Annotated in this window: 12 protein-coding genes; 9 read left to right on the top strand and 3 right to left on the bottom strand. The window is 75.5% G+C overall.

The window, feature by feature from the left end:
• Position 1: 1 nt before the first annotated feature.
• Complete coding sequence (locus ABD223_RS17730) at positions 2-2,455, top strand: DUF6185 family protein (protein ID WP_344037367.1); 2,454 nt, start codon at positions 2-4, stop codon at positions 2,453-2,455.
• Positions 2,456-2,531: 76 nt separating this feature from the next.
• Entirely contained in the window at positions 2,532-3,995 is a 1,464-nt protein-coding gene (locus tag ABD223_RS17725; protein WP_344037366.1) for a protein adenylyltransferase SelO, read from the top strand.
• A gap of 54 nt (positions 3,996-4,049) precedes the next feature.
• Here ABD223_RS17725 and ABD223_RS17720 read toward each other — a convergent pair whose 3' ends face one another.
• The 3 genes from ABD223_RS17720 to ABD223_RS17710 form a co-directional block, all read right to left on the bottom strand.
• Positions 4,050-4,553: a hypothetical protein gene (locus tag ABD223_RS17720; protein WP_344037365.1), complete on the bottom strand. Its 504-nt coding sequence runs from the start codon at positions 4,551-4,553 to the stop codon at positions 4,050-4,052.
• Between the two features lie 146 nt (positions 4,554-4,699).
• Positions 4,700-5,221, bottom strand: coding sequence for a hypothetical protein (locus ABD223_RS17715; RefSeq protein WP_344037364.1), 522 nt, complete (start codon positions 5,219-5,221; stop codon positions 4,700-4,702).
• A 135-nt stretch (positions 5,222-5,356) separates the two neighbouring features.
• Positions 5,357-6,142 (bottom strand): AfsR/SARP family transcriptional regulator, encoded by a 786-nt coding sequence (locus ABD223_RS17710; protein ID WP_344037363.1) that lies wholly within the window; start codon positions 6,140-6,142, stop codon positions 5,357-5,359.
• 339 nt (positions 6,143-6,481) lie between these two features.
• Between ABD223_RS17710 and ABD223_RS17705 the strand changes: the two genes are divergently transcribed.
• The 7 genes from ABD223_RS17705 (at position 6,482) to ABD223_RS17675 (ending at position 16,588) form a co-directional block, all read left to right on the top strand.
• Positions 6,482-6,652 (top strand): thiazolylpeptide-type bacteriocin, encoded by a 171-nt coding sequence (locus ABD223_RS17705; RefSeq protein WP_344037362.1) that lies wholly within the window; start codon positions 6,482-6,484, stop codon positions 6,650-6,652.
• A gap of 74 nt (positions 6,653-6,726) precedes the next feature.
• The gene (locus tag ABD223_RS17700) at positions 6,727-9,291 is read left to right on the top strand and encodes a lantibiotic dehydratase (RefSeq protein WP_344037361.1); all 2,565 of its coding nucleotides are present in this window, start codon (positions 6,727-6,729) and stop codon (positions 9,289-9,291) included.
• A complete protein-coding gene (locus tag ABD223_RS17695; protein ID WP_344037360.1) occupies positions 9,288-10,364 on the top strand; it encodes a hypothetical protein in 1,077 nt (358 codons plus the stop codon). Before ABD223_RS17700 ends, ABD223_RS17695 begins: the two co-directional genes overlap by 4 nt.
• Entirely contained in the window at positions 10,361-12,145 is a 1,785-nt protein-coding gene (locus ABD223_RS17690) for a hypothetical protein (protein ID WP_344037359.1), read from the top strand. Before ABD223_RS17695 ends, ABD223_RS17690 begins: the two co-directional genes overlap by 4 nt.
• Positions 12,142-13,866 carry a TOMM precursor leader peptide-binding protein gene (locus ABD223_RS17685; protein WP_344037358.1) on the top strand — a complete coding sequence of 575 codons (1,725 nt, stop codon included), beginning with the start codon at positions 12,142-12,144 and terminating at the stop codon, positions 13,864-13,866. Before ABD223_RS17690 ends, ABD223_RS17685 begins: the two co-directional genes overlap by 4 nt.
• The gene (locus ABD223_RS17680; RefSeq protein ID WP_344037357.1) at positions 13,863-15,014 is read left to right on the top strand and encodes a nitroreductase family protein; all 1,152 of its coding nucleotides are present in this window, start codon (positions 13,863-13,865) and stop codon (positions 15,012-15,014) included. The genes ABD223_RS17685 and ABD223_RS17680 overlap by 4 nt, the downstream gene beginning before the upstream one ends.
• Positions 15,011-16,588 (top strand): thiopeptide-type bacteriocin biosynthesis protein, encoded by a 1,578-nt coding sequence (locus ABD223_RS17675; protein WP_344037356.1) that lies wholly within the window; start codon positions 15,011-15,013, stop codon positions 16,586-16,588. The genes ABD223_RS17680 and ABD223_RS17675 overlap by 4 nt, the downstream gene beginning before the upstream one ends.
• Positions 16,589-16,677: the final 89 nt, after the last annotated feature.

Below are 16,677 nucleotides of genomic sequence, written 5' to 3'. Positions count from 1 at the left end.
GGTGACGGACTGGCTGCTGTCGTTTGCGCGAATTCCTTCGGAAACCACCGGTCACGTCCTGTGGCTGACCGCCGACCGGGCGAGGGGAGCCATCAGGTGGACGGCCCGCCGACTCCTCGTCGGGGCGTTCGTGCTCGCCGTCGGCGCGCTCACCGTTCTCGGTGTGGTGCAGTGGAACTCCTCGTTGAACCCGCAGCAGGGCTACCCGGGACCGTGTGAGGTGGACCTGACCGGGGGCACCGAGGTGCGCACCCGGGTCCAGGTCGAGGTCAGGGATTCCGGTTACCCGCGGGTCATCACCGAACAGGTGGTCCGGATCCCGTCCGGCACACCGGACGTGGAGCGCTTCCTGCTGCATGACGGCGACCCCCTGCGCCAATCCGCGTTCGGGTGCGTGTTCCACGTGGAAAAAGCACTTACCGAGGCCCGCGACGCCCCGCCGCGGTTGGTTCGGTCGAAAGAATTCGTCGAGATCAGCGACCGGGTCCACGTGGACGTGTTCGGTCCCGGCACCTCGTGGGCAGGCGCCACCGAGATCCAGGTGGACGACACGGGCGGGTGGAGCCTCTCAGTGGTCCCCCCGCAGGGACTGGCCGCTTCTCCCTGGGAGGTGGAGGTCTCCGCGCCGGAGGGCTGGTTGTCCTCACCAACGCCGTGGGAATCGGCCGGGATCGAGTTCGACCACGTGCGGTGGAGCGGGGTCGTTCCCGAGAAGATCGGCGGACGGCTGTCCGTCCGGGTGAGGCCGGGGTTCGTGACCAAGTGGACGCTGATCGCGTCCTCGCCGTCCTGGAGGCCCTGGAACCGGGGCGCCGACGCCTTGGGCGCGCTGGCCTTCGCCGCCGTCGCGTTGTGCTTCCTCGGCTTGCGGCGCCGGCAGTTCGAGCCGACCTCTCGCCGCACCGCACGTCGGGCGATGTGGGCGTTGGCCCTGTTCACCTCGGCGATCGAAGGCTTGAACATCCATGCCGCGGTGCTGGAAGCACATGCCGCCTCGACTCGGTCGACGATATCCTGGTGGCAGGTCGACTGGTACGTCAACGTGGGGTTCGCGGCCCTGCTGACGTTGCTGGCCTTGATGTGGTGGTTGCCCCGCGGTGTCGCGGCGTTCACGGCCATCGCGATGTTCGGCACGTCGTGGGCGATCCTCCTCGTCGCCGGAAGCCCGGAAGGGCTCAACGACCACGATCCCGCCCTCACCGGCGTGCTCGACGTGTTCCTGGCCTTCACCAGCACCTTGGTCCTGGCGATGGCCGTCGGCAAAGCCGCGCACGTGCTGCTCGGCAACGGCGCGCCTCGCACGGCGCCGCGCCGGCTGTGGATCGGCGGTGCGCTGGTGGCCGCCGTGCTGGTCGTCGAAAGGTACGCCACCGCGTACGTCAACCTGGCCCGACACGAGTGGCTGGGGACGCGCCACGCGGTGAACCTGACCGCGGTGTACCGGGCCCACCCCTGGGAACTGGCGATCGAATCGCTGTGGCTCGTGCTCGGGCTGTCCGCACTCGCGCTGTGGCACTTCATCAGGAGGGCCTGGTTCGAACCGATCGGTTCGCCGGCTCGCACCGCGGCGGTGGTCGTGCTCGCCGTCGGACCGCTGTGGTGGAGCGTCTGGCTGCTGGGCTGGTGGTTGCCGGCCGGCGCGCTCGTGCTGTGGGGGGTGTTGGGCTTCGCTCCGCTGTTCGAGAAGGTGTGGCCACCCGTGCTGCACCGGGCGGGAACAGGACCGAACTTCACCGTGGCCCGACTGCGGTCCAGGGCCAGGAGGTGGTACCGGAACCGCACTCGCGGCTCGTCCCCGTCCCCGATCGACGTGGTGCTGGCAGCGGGCCCGACCGGAAGGCCTAGGGGGAACATGACCGCGGCCATGAGGTTCTGCCTGGTCCCCGCTTCGATGGCCGGGACGGGCATGCTCGCGGCCGGTTGGATCTCCACCCCCCTGTTCGGCTTGAACCAGGAAGACTCGGTACTGCTGCGCGTTGTCGGCGACGTCTTCTGGGAGGCCGCGAAGTGGGTGCTCGGCGCCGCGGCCCTCGGTCTGGCCTGGCAGCACCTGCCGGGACGCCGGGGCGTCGTGAAGGTCCTGCCGGGCATTGCCCTCTACAGCCTGCTGCCACTGGCGACGTTCGTCGTCGATGTGGTGACGGATGGGGTGCACAACTGGTTCTTCGTCGCGCAAGTGGCCGCGTTCGCGCTGGTGGGCGTCTACGTCGCGTTGCGCATGGACAAGGCTTCCCTCGACTCCGTTCGAGCGCATGAGCCCGTCGGCGAGAAGCCCCGGCGCATGCTCAGCGCCTACGGTTTGGAGAACTTCCCCGCCAACATCACCACGCTGCTCACGCCGGCGATCGCGGTGCTGGCGATTTGGAGCGCCGTGCAGGGCGGCGACGTGACCTATCCCACCGTGAACCCGGCTCAACCGCCGCACGGTGGGCAAATCCAGACCGTCGGCAGGTGAGGAGGAAGCCTCTCAATGCGTGGGGCCGCTCTCTCACGTCCCGGGCAGGCGTCGCGCACCACGTACCTTTGACGAGGTGAGCACCGCACCGCCGACCACCGCCCTGAGCGACCACTTCGCCCGCTCGCTCCCGGAGCTGGCCCTCGCCTGGCGGGCCGACGAGGTCCCCGACCCGCGCCTGCTCGCGCTCAACGAGCCGCTGGCCGCCGAACTGGGGTTGGACCCCGGGTGGTTGCGCGGTCCCGAGGGCGTGCGCCTGCTGGTCGGCAACCACCTCCCCGACGGCGCCGCACCGGTGGCGCAGGCCTACGCCGGGCACCAGTTCGGGCACTACTCGCCGCGCCTGGGCGACGGGCGGGCGCTGTTGCTCGGTGAGCTGACCCACGCCGACGGCCACCTGCGCGACCTGCACCTCAAGGGTTCCGGGCGCACGCCGTTCTCCCGCGGCGGCGACGGGTTGGCCGCGGTCGGGCCGATGGTGCGCGAGTACGTCGTCAGCGAGGCCATGCACGCGCTGGGCATCCCCACGACCCGGTCGCTGGCCGTGGTGGCGACGGGGCGGTCGGTGCGGCGCGAGGCGCTGCTGCCGGGCGCCGTGCTCGCCCGGGTCGCGCGCAGCCACCTGCGGGTCGGCAGCTTCCAGTACGCGCGGGCCACCGACGACGTCGACCTGCTGCGCCGGCTGGCCGACCACGCGATCGCCCGCCACCACCCGGGGGCCGCGGAGGCGGACAACCCCCACCTCGCGCTGTTCGAGGCGGTGGTCGCCGCCCAGGCCTCGCTGGTGGCCCGGTGGATGCTGGCGGGCTTCGTCCACGGGGTCATGAACACCGACAACATGACGATCTCGGGCGAGACCATCGACTACGGGCCCTGCGCGTTCATGGACGCCTACGACCCGGCGACCGTGTACAGCTCCATCGACGAAGGCGGCCGCTACGCCTACGGCAACCAGCCGCTGGTGGCCGAGTGGAACCTCGCGCGGCTCGCCGAGGCCCTGCTGCCGCTGTTCGCCGACGACCAGGAGCGGGCGGTCGAGGTCGCGGTCGAGGCGCTGGGCGCGTTCCGCCCGCAGTACGACGCCGCGTGGTCGGCGGGCGCGCGGGCCAAGCTGGGGCTGTCCGGCGCCGACGACGACGCGGTGGTCACGCCGCTGGTCGAGGACCTGCTGGTCCTCCTGCGGGACGGCCACGTCGACCACACGTCGTTCCACCGCAGGCTGGGCGCGGCCGCGCGGGGGAACACCGAGCCCGCGCGGGAGCTGTTCCTCGACCTGGCGGCGATCGACGCGTGGCTCGCCCGCTGGCGGGCCCTGGGCCCGGACGGCGACGCGATGGACCGGGTGAACCCCGCCTACGTCCCCCGCAACCACCTCGTGGAGGAGGCGCTGACCGCCGTGACCGGGGGCGACACGGGTCCGCTGGAACGCCTCCTGGACGCGGTGACCTCGCCTTACGACGAGCGGCCCGGCCTGGAGCGCTACGCCGCGCCCGCGCCGGCCGACTTCGGCGCGACGTACCAGACCTTCTGCGGGACCTGAGCCCGCGCCACCCGGCGCCCGTCGACGTCGGTCGGCGGGCCGGGGGCGTGGCTGCTAGGAGACGGGCGCGTAGAGCCGGTACAGCCAGAGCCAGCGCCCCTCGTAGTCCGCCATCTCGCAGAAGTAGTTGTCGCCGCCGTCGGGGAAGGCTTCCGGCTTCACCTTGTCCCCTTTGTACTTACCGAAGACGGTCTCGACGTTCTTCCCGTCGTCGTGCACGTAAACGGAGTACTTCGAGGCCTCCCCGGAACGGGGCGAAATGTGGATCCACCCCTCCACCGGATTTTCCTGCGTCCCGTTGCGCAGGACCACGAAGTCCGTCCTGGTCAGCGTCGTCCACGCGCCGGGGTTCTCCTCGTGGATGCCGAAGTCGAATGCGCTCGGCGTGTTCGGGGCGACCTTGAAGCACTGGCCCGAACTGGGGTAGGAGCTGACCTGCGGCGGCTGCGGGTAGTGCTCCGTCAGCGCCCACACGCGAATGACCGGCAACCGGGGAACGGGGAAGGTGCGCTGCCCGAACTTCAGGATCTGCCCCTCTGCTCCGCTGACGACCGACATCTCGGAACCCCTCTCTGGAGAACATTTCCGCGAGTGGCACTTTACCGAGATCGAGAAGATCAGCGCATCGGAGCACACTTTTTTGCACAATGGTCGACCTGATCGGGTGATGTGTCTCCTCGCGGCACCGGAAACGCCCACGGGCGTCAGCCCGGTGAAGACCCGCCCCTCTCGTCACCCGGGTTGGTGTGCAGGACGACGAGGGTCGCCTCCTCCGGGTCGAACTCGGCGAGCAGGTCGGTCGGCGTCGCGACGCCGTCGTGGTCCAGGACCACGACCTGGTCGCCGCCGGGCGCGGTGGCGGGGTCGAAGTCCGTCGTGATCTCGCGGCGCAGCAGGGGCACGCCGCCGTCGACCGGCGGCGTGCCGCGCAGGCTCGCCACGGCCTCGCGGAGCCGCTCCGGGCAGGTCCGCACCATGTCGTCGAGCACGCCCGGTGACGTCAGCAGCAGCACCGAGAGCCGGTCGCCGACGCGTTCGCAGCGCGCCCACAGGTCGAACGCGAGCAGGTGGTACACGCCTTCATCGCCCTCGTACCCCAGGCCGCCCAGGGCTCCCACCACCCGCCGGCCGGCGTCGTCGGCCGAGTGGTGGTTGCCGATGACGACGTGCTCCTCGTCGTCGAGCGCCGGCACGGTCGCGATCCACACCTGCTCCGCATCACCCACGGAGGCGATCCGAGCACCGGCTCGCGGAGGCGGACAACCTCGGTCGGAACGGCTGCTGGCCCCGATCGGCGAGCACCGACCGGCGAGCACCGACCGGCGAGCACCGGCCGGCGAGCACCGGCCGGCGGACACCGGTCAGCAGGGGCCGACGATCCCCTCGAACACCGCCCGCGCCTCTCCCCCGGGCCGGATGCCCAGGTCCGCGTCGAGCACGTGCCACAGCCTGCGGTAGACGCCGATCGCGCCCGCGCGGTCGCCCGAGTGCGCCAGCGCGCGCATCAGCAGCACCTGCGAGGACTCGCGGGCGGGGTGGGCGGAGGCCTGCGGCGCCAGCAGGTCGGCCGCTTCCGACCACGTGCCGAGCGCGACCATCGCCTCCGCCAGGTGCTCCACGGCGGCGAGCCTGCGCTCCCGCCACAGCGCGGCCACCGCCGTGGCGGGACCGGAGGGCACGAGCCCGGCCAGGCCGTCGACCGGCCAGCCGGACAGCGCGGAGGACAGCGAGGCCACCGCGGCCGTCAGGTCGCCGCGCCGCAGCGCCGCCGCGCCCCGCCGGGCGAGTTCGTCGACCCACAGCGCGTCCACGGTCTCCGCGCGCACGTCGAGCCGGTAGCCGTGGCCCACGTGGACGAGCAGGCGGGCGAAGCCGGTGTTCGCGGTGTCCAGGCAGCGGCGCAACCGCGACACGTACAGCTGGAGGTTCTTGACCGCGCTGCGCGGGGGTTCCCGCTCCCACAGGTAGTCCAGCAGGCGTTCGGTGGACACGGCCGCGCCGGCGTCCAGCGCCAGCGCCGCCAGCAGCGTCCGCGCCTTCACACCACCGGGCACCACGCCACCCGCGGTGGGCCCGCTCACCGAGGGACCGCCCAGCAGCCGGATGTCCACCTCCTGCTGCGCGCACACCGTCGCACGGACCGACATTCAAGCGCTCCCCACATCGAGCCCGACCCCGTCACCGCACACGGTATGTCGGACCCGGAGGTGCGCGGCTCGACACCGAACGGAATGCGTTACGTGGCTCGCGAACGCATACCGGACGTATACCGGCAGGTGGGATCGTCCCGGCTCGTCGCCCGCGCCCCGGGAGGCGCCCGTCGAGGCGGGACGAATCCGATTCGGAGAACCGCAACACCCGCGCCGGCGTTGCGGTCACCGCCGCGGGTCCCGGGCCGGGTGATCGGCACCACCCGACAGGGCGGACGGGTCCCGGGCTCGCCGCCCGGTCCGCGTCGCCGAACCACTTCCGAAAGGACGCGACCCATGGACCTGACCTTCGACGACTCGGAACTCGACCTCGGCGACCTGGCCGTCACCGCCATGCGCGACGCCGTCGCGCTGCCGGAGACCGGCGCCTCGGCGGCGGCCTGCTCGTGCAGCAGCACCCCGTGCTGCTGCTGCCAGCAGCCGCAGCTGCCGACGCCGGCCAACTGACCTGGTCACCGAGCAGAGCCGGCCGGGGGCGACCGTTCGCGGGCGCCCCCGGCCCACACCGGGGGGAGCACCGGATGGCCGGTGGCGCAGCGGGCCGCACCACCACCGAACTCGCGCCGTACGCGCTGGTCCGGGTGACCGCGTTGCCGCACCCGCGACCGGCGCCCACGGGGTTCCGGGCCGGGCTGGGCGCGCTCGTCGCGGCCGAGGCCCGGGTCGCGGCGCTGGCGCCGGACCTCGCCGACGCCCTGCACGACAGCGCCTCGGACCACCCGGCCGAGTTCCACCGGCGGGTCGTGCTGCCGTTGCGCCGCGACGTGCACAACGGCCGCGCGCCGCGACCGGCGGCGGTGGCGGAGCTGGGCGACCTGCCCGAGCGGGTGCCGCTGCTGGCGCGCTGGCTGGCGGCCCACGCCGACCTGGCGCGCGCGGCGGAGGCGACGTCGGCCGCGTGGCCGGACGGGTTGGCCGCGTCCCGGGCGTGGCTCGCGGAGGTGTGCGCGACCGACGCGCTGCGCCGGGCGAGCGCGGTGACCGGCCCGGACCTGCTGCACGGCCTGGACCGCACCGCCCGGGGCCGCGGCGCGCCCGACCGGAAGGCGCGCAAGGTGGAGCCCGCGGTGCTGCGGTACGCGTTGCGCGCGACCTCGAAGACCAGCCCGCTGTCGTGGTACACGCACGTCGGCTGGGGCGCGTGGGGCGAGGGGCCGTGGCCCGACGCGGAACCCGTGTCGCACCCGGCGGCGCACCGCCTGCTGGTGACCCGGTTGGTGGACGCCCTCGGTCCCGTGCTGCCGCACCGGGTGGCGCCGGGGTTGAGGGAGCGCGGGGGGCGCCTGCTGTTCCGCCGGGACGCGCCGGTCGAGGGTGTCGGCCGCGCCGTGGTGGTCCGGGAGGAGGAGGTGGACGTCGCGGCGACCGGGCCGCTGCGGTTCGTGGTCGAGGCCGTGCGGGGGGCCGGGCCGGACGGGTTGTCGTTGGACCGGCTGGCCGAGGGGTTGGCGGCGCGGCTGAAGGGTGACGACGCGGAGCGCGCGGCGCGCGGGTTCGTGGCGAGGACGCGGGAACTGGGGCTGTTGGTGCCGGTGTCCCCGATCCACCCGCAGGACCCGGACGCGGTGGGTGCGCTGGCCTCCTGGCTCGCCGCGCGACCCGGGGCTTTCCCGGACGCCGGTTCGCTCCCGGGCACCGGGTCGTTCCCGGACGCCGGATCGATCCCCGACACCGGATCGATCCCCGACACCGGATCGATCCCCGACACCGGGTCGTTCCCGGACGCCGCGCGCCGGTTGACCTCGCTCGCCGCGACCACCGCCGCGTTCGCCGCCGCCGACCCGCCCGCCCGGGTCGCCGCGCTCGCGGAGCTGTCCGACGGCTGGCGCGAACTCGGTGAACGGGTCGGCGCGGACCTGACCGGGATCGCGCCCGTGGTCGAGGACGTCGTGCTGCCCGAACCGGTGCCGGTGCCGCCGGGCGCCGCGCCCTCGCTGACCCGCCTCACCCCGCTGCTGGTGGTGTTCGACCAGAACGTGCTGCTGCGCAGGCTGATCCGGACCAGGTTCGTCGAGCGGTTCGGCGTCGGCGGTGTCGCCGGCCTGGCCGACTGCTCCGGCCCGCTGGTCCTGGCGTCGCAGGACTCCATGAGCCCGGAAGCCGCCGACGCCGTGGGCGATCCCGGTGTCCGCGCGGTCCTGGACGCCCGCGAGAAGCTGGCCGGGCAGGTGCGCGACGGCGTCGTCACCGACGAGGTGCTGGCGTCCGCCGCCGACCTGCTGCCCGCGTGGGCGACCAACCGCCCCGGCTCGTACGGCTTCTTCGCCCAGCCGACCCCCGACGGGCGGCTGGTGGTCAACCGGGTCTACGCCGGGTTCGGCAAGTTCACCAGCCGCTTCCTGGACCTGCTGCCCGGCGCGCGCGACGCGGTGACCCGCCAGGTGCGCCGCCACACCGCCGACCCGGTGCAGTTCCGCCCGGTGCAGGGGTTCAACGCCAACCTCCACCCGCTGCTCGGGGCCCGCGAGGTCGGCGAGGACGCCCGCTGGGCCGACCTGCCCGCCGACGAGCTGGACGTGCGGCACGACCCGGTCGCCGACGAGGTCCGGGTGACGCGCCGCGGCGTCCCGCTCGACGTGCTGTACCTGGGTTTCCTGATCCCGGTGGCGCTGCCGGACCGGCAGGTGCCGCTGTACTCCGACCTGGCCTGCGGCTGGGTGGACCTCGACCCGCTGCGGCCCGTCGCCACGCACCGCGGCGTGACCGATCGAGGTCGCTTGACCTGGGGTGACGTCGTGCTGGCGCGCCGGACGTGGGACTTCGCCGCACCGCCCGACGTCGGCGCGGAGGAACGGGCCGCGCCGGACGTGGCCCGGTTGCGCGCCCGGCACGGGCTGCCGGAGCACGTCTTCGTCGGACCGGACCGGGGACCGGTGTCGGCCGACGCGTACCGGCGGGCGCTGACGGCGGACAAGCCGCAGTACGCCGACCTGGGCGACCCGCTGCACCTGCGCTGCCTGCCCCGCCTGCTGGCCCGGTTCCCCGACGGCGTGCGGCTGACCGAGGCGCTGCCCGTGCCCGGCACCGGGTCGCCGGACGGCCGGGTGGTCGAACTGATCGCGGAAACGTACTGGAGGGCCTCGTGATCGACGTCGTCTGCTACTACCACGACCCGGTGAAGGCGCCCCTGCTCCGCGACGCCGTGCTGCCCGCGCTCGCGGAGGCCGAGGGCCTGGGCGCGGTGGGGCACGTGGAGCGGCACTGGCTGCACGGGCCGCACGTGCGGGTGCGGCTCGACGGCCCGGCCGACGTCGCCGAGCTCGTCGCCGACCGCGTGCGGGCGCACCTCGTGGATCAACCGTCCACTGTGGACGTGGAAGTCGCCGCGCTGCTCGACCAGGCGCGGCGCAACGGGATCGCGGAACTCGTGCCGCCGCCCTACGAGCCGATCCACCCGGACAACACCGTCGTCGTCGAGCCGACCGACCTCACCGCCGTGCGGCAGCTGCTGGGTTCCGACGTGCTGGTGGACCTGCGCACCCGGTGCCTGCGGCTCGGCGTGCCCGCGGTCCGCGACGCGGTGACGGCCGCGGGCTCCGGCCAGGCCCGGGTCCGGCTCGCCCTGGTCGCCATGGCGGCGCACGCGAGCCGGTTCCCGGCGGGCCTGGTCAACGGCTACCACTCGTTCCTGTCGCACCTGGAGGACTTCCTGCTGCACAGCGACCCGGACGGCGTGCTGGGCGAGCGGTTCGACCGGGTGTGGGAGCGCAACGCGGACCAGGTGGTGTCCACCGTGCGCGGTGTCGCCGACGGTTCGGCCGGCACGCCGTGGGTGGCGTGGACCGAGGGGTGCCGCGCGCTCGTCGAGGAGGTGTTCGACCGGGGCGAGCTGCCGACCGCCTACCCCGCGCAGCTCGGTGAACGCGCCCTGGAGCTGGGCGAGGAGGAGGCGGTCCGGCGCTGGCACCGCGACCACCGCGACCGCGTCAGCGAGTACCACCTGCGGTTGCGGGAGGTGGACTTCGACCACCCGCGCTACCAGCGGCCCGTCACCGTCTACCGCTTCGGCACGAACATGCTCTACCAGCTGCTGGCCGTGTGCGACGTGACGCCCGTCGAGCGCTACCTCGCCGCGAGCCTCGTCGTGCGGGCGGTGCAGCGGATGACCGGGCTGGGCTGGTCCGAGCACGTCGCGCAGATGGTGGAGGCGACCCGGTGAGCGGGGTGCTGCTGCGGCTGCGGCCGATCGCGCACGCGACGCCCACCGCGACGGGGCTGCACGTGCGGGGGTGGCGGTCCAGCTTCACCCTCGAAGGCGGCCGGGGGTTGTGGACCATCTGGGAGCGGCTGGCCGGCCCGCTGGCCGAGGGGGTGCCGCCGGAGCAGCTGGCCGTGCCGGGGGACGCGTCGCCGGCGGTGGGCCGGGCGCTGGAGCTGATCATCGGCCAGCTCCACGAGCACGACCTGCTGGTGGAGGTGCCCGCCGAGTGGGTCGAGGCCGAGCGGGGTGAGGGCGCGAGCAGCGCGAGTGCGGGCGGCGCGGACGCGAGCACAGGCGGCACGGACGCGAGCAGCACGGGCACGGGCGGCACGGGAGTGGACAGCGCGGGCGGCGCGGGCACAGGCAGCGCGGGCGGCCGGCGTGGTGCCCGCCAAGGTGGTGCGGGCCAAGGCGGTGCCGGCAGGCGTGGTGCAGGCCTGCGCGGCGCCAGCGGAAGTCGCGTGCCGCCCGCCGACATCGCGAGCTGGCTGGAGTCGGTGGCCGCGTCGCCGCTGGAGTCGTGGCGGCGCCTGCGGTCCGCGACCGCCGTCGTCGCCGGCCGGGGCGCCCTGGCCGCCGCGGCCCACCGCGCCCTCACCGCCGCCGGCCTGGACGTGGCGCCGGTCCGGCCCGGTGCGGGTCTGCTCCTGACCGCCGGTCCGCACGCGGTCGCCGCCGGGTGCGCCGCCGACGTCGGTTTCGCGGTCGCGCCGGGGTCGGTCGGCGACGTGGTGGCCGACGCGGCGGCGGTGGCCGGTCGGCTGGCGGGCGCGCCGGGTTCCCCGCCCGAGGTGCTGGCCGCGCTGGTCGGGTCGGCCGCCGCGCACCGGCTGGTGTGCGCGTTGGGCGGCCTGCCCGACCCGGCCACCGAGGTGGTCGACATGTGGAGCGACGTGCCGCCCACCGGGCCGCCGCACCAGGCGGTCCTGGTCGCCCGCGTGGACCCGCTGCACGCCGAGTACCACCCGTGGCTGTCGGCGATTCGCCCGATGGAGCCCAACGGCGCCCTGCTGGAGGTCCTGGGCGACCGGGAACTCGGTCCGGTGCCGACCCCGCTGCCCGGCGACCTGCCCCAGCTGCCGGTCAAGCTCGCCGCGTCCGGTGGCGCGGTCGGCTTCGGCACGACCGAGCACGCCGCGCGGCTCGACGCCCTGCTCCGCGCCGCCCGCGGGCTCGCGCCGGAGGGGGCGTTGGTCGGCGCGGACCGGGTGCACGCCCTCGGCCTGGCGCTGCGCACCGCCGTCCGGGACCTGCCCGGCGCGCCGGTCGCGGAGGACGAGTGGTCCGGCGACCCGACCGCCCGCCGCTGGTGGAAGGCCGTGGTGCTCAGGTTCGCGTTGCCCGCCTCGGTCGAGGTGACCAGGTTGGGGCCGGGTGTGGTCCGCGCGGTGGTGAGGGCCGGCGCCGAGGAGCTGTCCTGGGCGGTCGAGGCCGAGGTGGCGGACGCCGTCGCGTTCGCCGCGCTGGCCGCCGCCGGGCGGGCCCAGGCCAACCGGGCAGGGCCCGACGTGGTCGGACCGGTCGTGCTCTGCGGTGCGGCGCCGTTCGCCGCGCCGGACGGGGCCGCCGCGCCGTGGACCAACCGCGATTGGAACTGGCCGCACGGGGTTCGGGACGGCGAGGAGGCGTTCCAGGACGACCTGCGCGCGCTCGCCGGCGAGGTCGAGCCGGTGCACCTCGGGCCGGTGCTGGAGGCGTCGGGGCTGGTGGCCTTCGCGGTGCCGGGAGCCGGCCGGTGAGCGCCGGGAGCGGGCCGGTGGAGGTGCTGGAGCTGGTCGACTACACGATCGGCGACCTGGACCTGGTCGGCGCGGACGGCCCCGTGCTGCCGGTGCGGTTCGACGGGGCCCTGGTCCTGGTCGGCCCGGTGTTCGGCGGCGACGGCGGCGGGGTGTGCGTGCGGTGCGCGGAGGACGCCCGGCTGGCCGCGCTCGGCGGGTCGGTGCCGCGCGGCGACCGGCGGATGCGGTTGGGCGGCCTGGCGTCCCCGGCGCTGCGCCCGTTGCTGGCGCTGCTGGTGGACCGCGTGCTGGCCGCCCCGGACGCCCACCGCGACCGCGTCCTGGCGCTGCGGACCGACCTCGCCACCACCGGCGAGCACCGGGTGCGCCCCCGGCCCGGCGGCTGCCCGACGTGCGGACCGCTGCCGGAGGACTCGCCGGGAACCGCGACCGTGGTCCGCGCGCCCGTGCCGGTGGCGCCCGGCACGCTGCGCGGCCCCAACCCCCTCACCGCGGGCGACGCCCTGCACCGCGAGCTGTTCGACCTGCGGCACGGCCCGGTCGGCGGGATGCACCGCATCGGGGACCTGGCGGTGGCGGCGGTGAGCGCCGAGCTGGTGGGTGGGCAGGCCGGGTTCGGCCGCACCGCCGACTACGCCGAGGCCGAGCGCGTCGCGCTGTACGAGGCGGTGGAGCGGCACGCGGGCCTGCGGCCGCGGCGCGTCACCACGGTCCTGGAGGCCTCGTACGCCGAACTCGCCGAATCCGCCGGCCACGCGCTCGACCCCACCCGCCTGGGCCTGCCCGACCACGCGTCGCCGCACGTCGTGCCGTACCGCCCGGACACGCGGACCCGGTGGGTGCACGGCTGGTCCTACACCCGCGGCCGGCCCGTCGCGGTGCCCGAGCACGTGGCCTACTGGGGTCCCGCCGAGGGGCCGCGGTTCGTCGACGAGACGTCCAACGGCTGCGGCACCGGCAACAGCCTCACCGAAGCCGTGCTGCACGGCCTGTTCGAGGTCGCCGAGCGGGACGCGTTCCTCGTGGCCTGGTACGGCCGCTCCCCCCTGCCGCGCCTGCGCGTCCGCGACGAGGTCACCGCGCACGTCGCGGACCGGCTGGAGCAGCTCGGCTACGACCTGGAGCTGTACGACGCCACCAACGACCTGGGCGTGCCGTCCGTGCTCTCGCTCGCCCGCTGCACGAGGCCGCGCCCGCGCCTGCCCCGGGCGTTCTTCGCCGCGGGCGCGGGGCTCGACCCGGACGCCGCGATGCGCTCGGCGGCGGCCGAGGTGGTGATGGACGTGGAGGCGGGCGCCAAGCGCTGCCGCACCGAGCCCGGCGACTTCGACCCGGACCGGTTGCGACGGCTGCTGGCCGACCCTCGGCTGGTCCGCACCATGGACGACCACGTCAACGTCAACGGCCTGCCGGAGGCCGCCGACCGGTACGACTTCCTCGTGCCCGGCCCGGAGGTGGACCCGGTGGCGCCCGACGTGCCGCGCGATGACCTGGACGCCCTGCTGGAGCACTACGTGCGCCGGTGGGCGGCACTGGACCTGGAGGTGATCGCGGTCGACCAGAGCGACCCGGTGGTGCGCGACCGGCTCGGCCTGCACTCGGCGAAGGTGATCGTGCCCGGAGCCGTGCCGATGACCTTCGGCGAGCTGAACCGGCGCACGCACGGCCTCCCGCGGCTGCGCCTGGCCGGTCCCCCGCTGCCCCACCCGTTCCCGTGAGCGCGAACGCCATGACACCGGCGACCACGGCCCCGGGAGCCGCGGCGCTGGCCGCCTCCTACGCCCACGGTCCCGGTCGGGTGGTCGAGCCGGGACCGTCACCGCGGCCCGACCCGGCGCCGGGTCCGCGCGTGCCGCTGACCGCGCTGGCCGCGCACGGCCGCTTCGGCGCGGCGCTGGCGCGCCTGCTGACCGAGGTCGCGACACCGCTGCGGTGGGAGCCGTGGAACCAGTACAACGACCACCGCGCCTACCCGTCCGCGCGGGCCGCGGGCACCGTCGACCTGGTGCTGGAGGTCGGGGCGCGCGGCTGGCCGCTCGACCCCGTGCGCCGGGCCCTGGTCGGCGGCGCGCCGACCGCGCTCGACGGGCCCGTGCGGGTCGAGCTGGTCCGCCGCCGCGACCGCCTCTCCCCCGGCTACCGCGAGTTCGGCGACGTGCTCACCGAGCTGGAGGTCGGGCACGTGGCGGCGGCGCTCGTCGAGCACGCGGCACGCCTGGGCCTGCGCGCCCGCGCCACCGGGACGACCGTGACCGTCGGCCCGGACCGGGAGACCGGCGACACCGCGGCCCCGGCGCCGCGCCGCAGCTCGGGCGTCGGACCGCGCGGTATCGCCGCCGATCCCCGGCCGTTGCCGGCGAGCGCGCTGCACGCGGTCGTCGAGGCGGTCAACGACCCGCCGGCCGGCTCGCCGGTGCGCGACGACCTGCGGCACCGGCTGGCCGTGCGCAACGTGGTGGGCGTCGACGACGGCTGGTACGACGTGGTCGGCGGCCTGCGGCTGGTCGAGCCGGGACCGGCGGTGGCCGGGCTCCAGCCGGTGTTCGGGCACCCGCCCGGCACCATCCACGTCGCCTCGGTGAACCTCGCCCTGGTGACCACCGGCGACCCGGCCGCCGCAGTGGCGTCCGACGGCCCGGACGGCTACCGGGCCCTGCTGCGCGCGGCGGGCGCGGCGGCCCAGCACGTGTGCACGGCCGCCGCGGCGGCGGGCGCGTTCTGCCGCCCGGCGCGCAGCGCCGACGACGGCCCGCTGGAGGCCCTGGTCGGCGCGCCCGCCTCGCACGTGCTGCTCTACCTGCTCGTGGCCGGTCGCCCGCGCGGCGCGGGCTTCGCCTACGACCTCACCCCGCTGGAGGCGCGATGACCTGGACGAGCCTGCACGTGCGGCTGTCCTGGGCGGTCGAGCACGTCGACGCGTTCATCGCCGACGTGCTCGCGCCGGCGATGGCCGAGCACCGCGCGGCGGGGCGCGTGGCCGACTGGTTCTACGTGCGGTACTGGCGGACCGGCCCGCACCTGCGCATCCGGCTCCGCGACGCCACCGAGGACCTGACCGGCCCGCTGCGCGAGCTGGTGGCGCGGGCCGGCCACCCGGAGCAGGTCCTGGACCCGGCCGCGTTCCACGCCGCCGCGGGCGCGGCCGGGGGCGACTGGCTGCCGCACGGCGACGTCCGCGAGACGCCTTACGAGCCGGAGGTGGACCGGTACGGCGGCCCGGGGGCGCTGCCGGTCGCCGAGGAGGTGTTCTGCCGGAGCACCGACGTGGCGGTGGCCGTGCTGCGGTCCGCCCGCTCGCCCGGCGCGAAGTTCACCGCCGCCGTGGAGCTGGTGATGGCCACGACGATCGCGTTGGAGCTGGACCGGGTGGAGGCGGCGGCGTGGCTGCGGTCGCTGGCCACCGGGTGGCGGCAGGCGCAGGAGCCGGTCGCGCCTCCCGGGCTCGGCTCGCACGTGGCCGCCGGGCGGCTGCACGAGGCGCGGGCCGCGCGGCTCGCCGCCCGGTGGGACCGGCTCGGCGCGCACGCCACGGGCGCGGTCGCGTACTGGGCGGAGCAGGTGCGGGCGGACCTGCCGCGCTACGCGTGGGCCTCCCAGCTGCACATGCTGTTCAACCGCCTGGGCCTCGACCCGGAGGAGGAGCGCACCGCCTGCCGGCTGGTGGCGCTGACGGCCGAGGAGCCGGACGGGCCCGCGCCGTTCCACGAGGACGGCGCGACCGCGCCGGACCGGCGCTACCTGGCGGCCGGCCGGTTCCGGGCTGGTGCGCCGGACCAGGGTCCCCGCGACGTCGGGCACGCGCCGCCGACGACGCTGCCGTGGTGGCCCGAGGTGGTGCTGCCCGACGCCGCGCCCGTGCCCGGCTCGCTGGCCGACGCGCTGCTGGCCCGCCGCACCGCGCGCGGCCCGGAGCTGTCCGGCCCGGTGGACGCCGGGCAGCTGGCGGCGCTGCTGTGGACCGCGCACGGCGCCCTGCCCGACGGGCGCAGGCCGCACCCCAGCGCGGGCGCGCGGCACAGCGCGCGGCTGCGCGTGGTGGCGTTGCGGGTGGCCGGGCTGGAACCGGGCGTGTACGACGTGGACGAGGCCCGGCGGGTGCTGGTCCGCGTCGCGCCCGCGCCGCCGGTCGCCGACGTGGGCGCGACCTCCATGTGGTTCGGCGAGGGCGAGGGCCGGGTCGACCCGGCCACCACGCCCGCCGTGCTCGGGCTCTACACGCGGATCAGCGCGCTGCGGAAGGCCTACGGCCTGCGGGCGTTGCGGCTGGCGTTCACCGAGGCCGGGCACCTGGCGCAGAACCTCGCGCTGGTCGCCGCGTCGTCGGGGCTCTCGCTGGGGCTGTTCGGCGGTTTCTACGACGACCTGGCGCACGACGTGCTGTGCCTGGACGGCGTGGACGACGCGCTGGTCTACCTGATGCCCCTCGGCTCTACCCCGTAGGAGGAGGCCGGCGCATCGACCGACCGGTTGACCCGCCGGGGTGCGGGGATGACCTCCGACCTCGGTCGATCCGCCGATCCGCGCCGGCG

Source organism: Saccharothrix xinjiangensis (genome assembly GCF_039527585.1).
In the GTDB taxonomy this organism is placed as follows: Bacteria; Actinomycetota; Actinomycetes; order Mycobacteriales; family Pseudonocardiaceae; genus Actinosynnema; species Actinosynnema xinjiangensis.
This window is presented reverse-complemented; position numbering and strand designations above follow the sequence as displayed.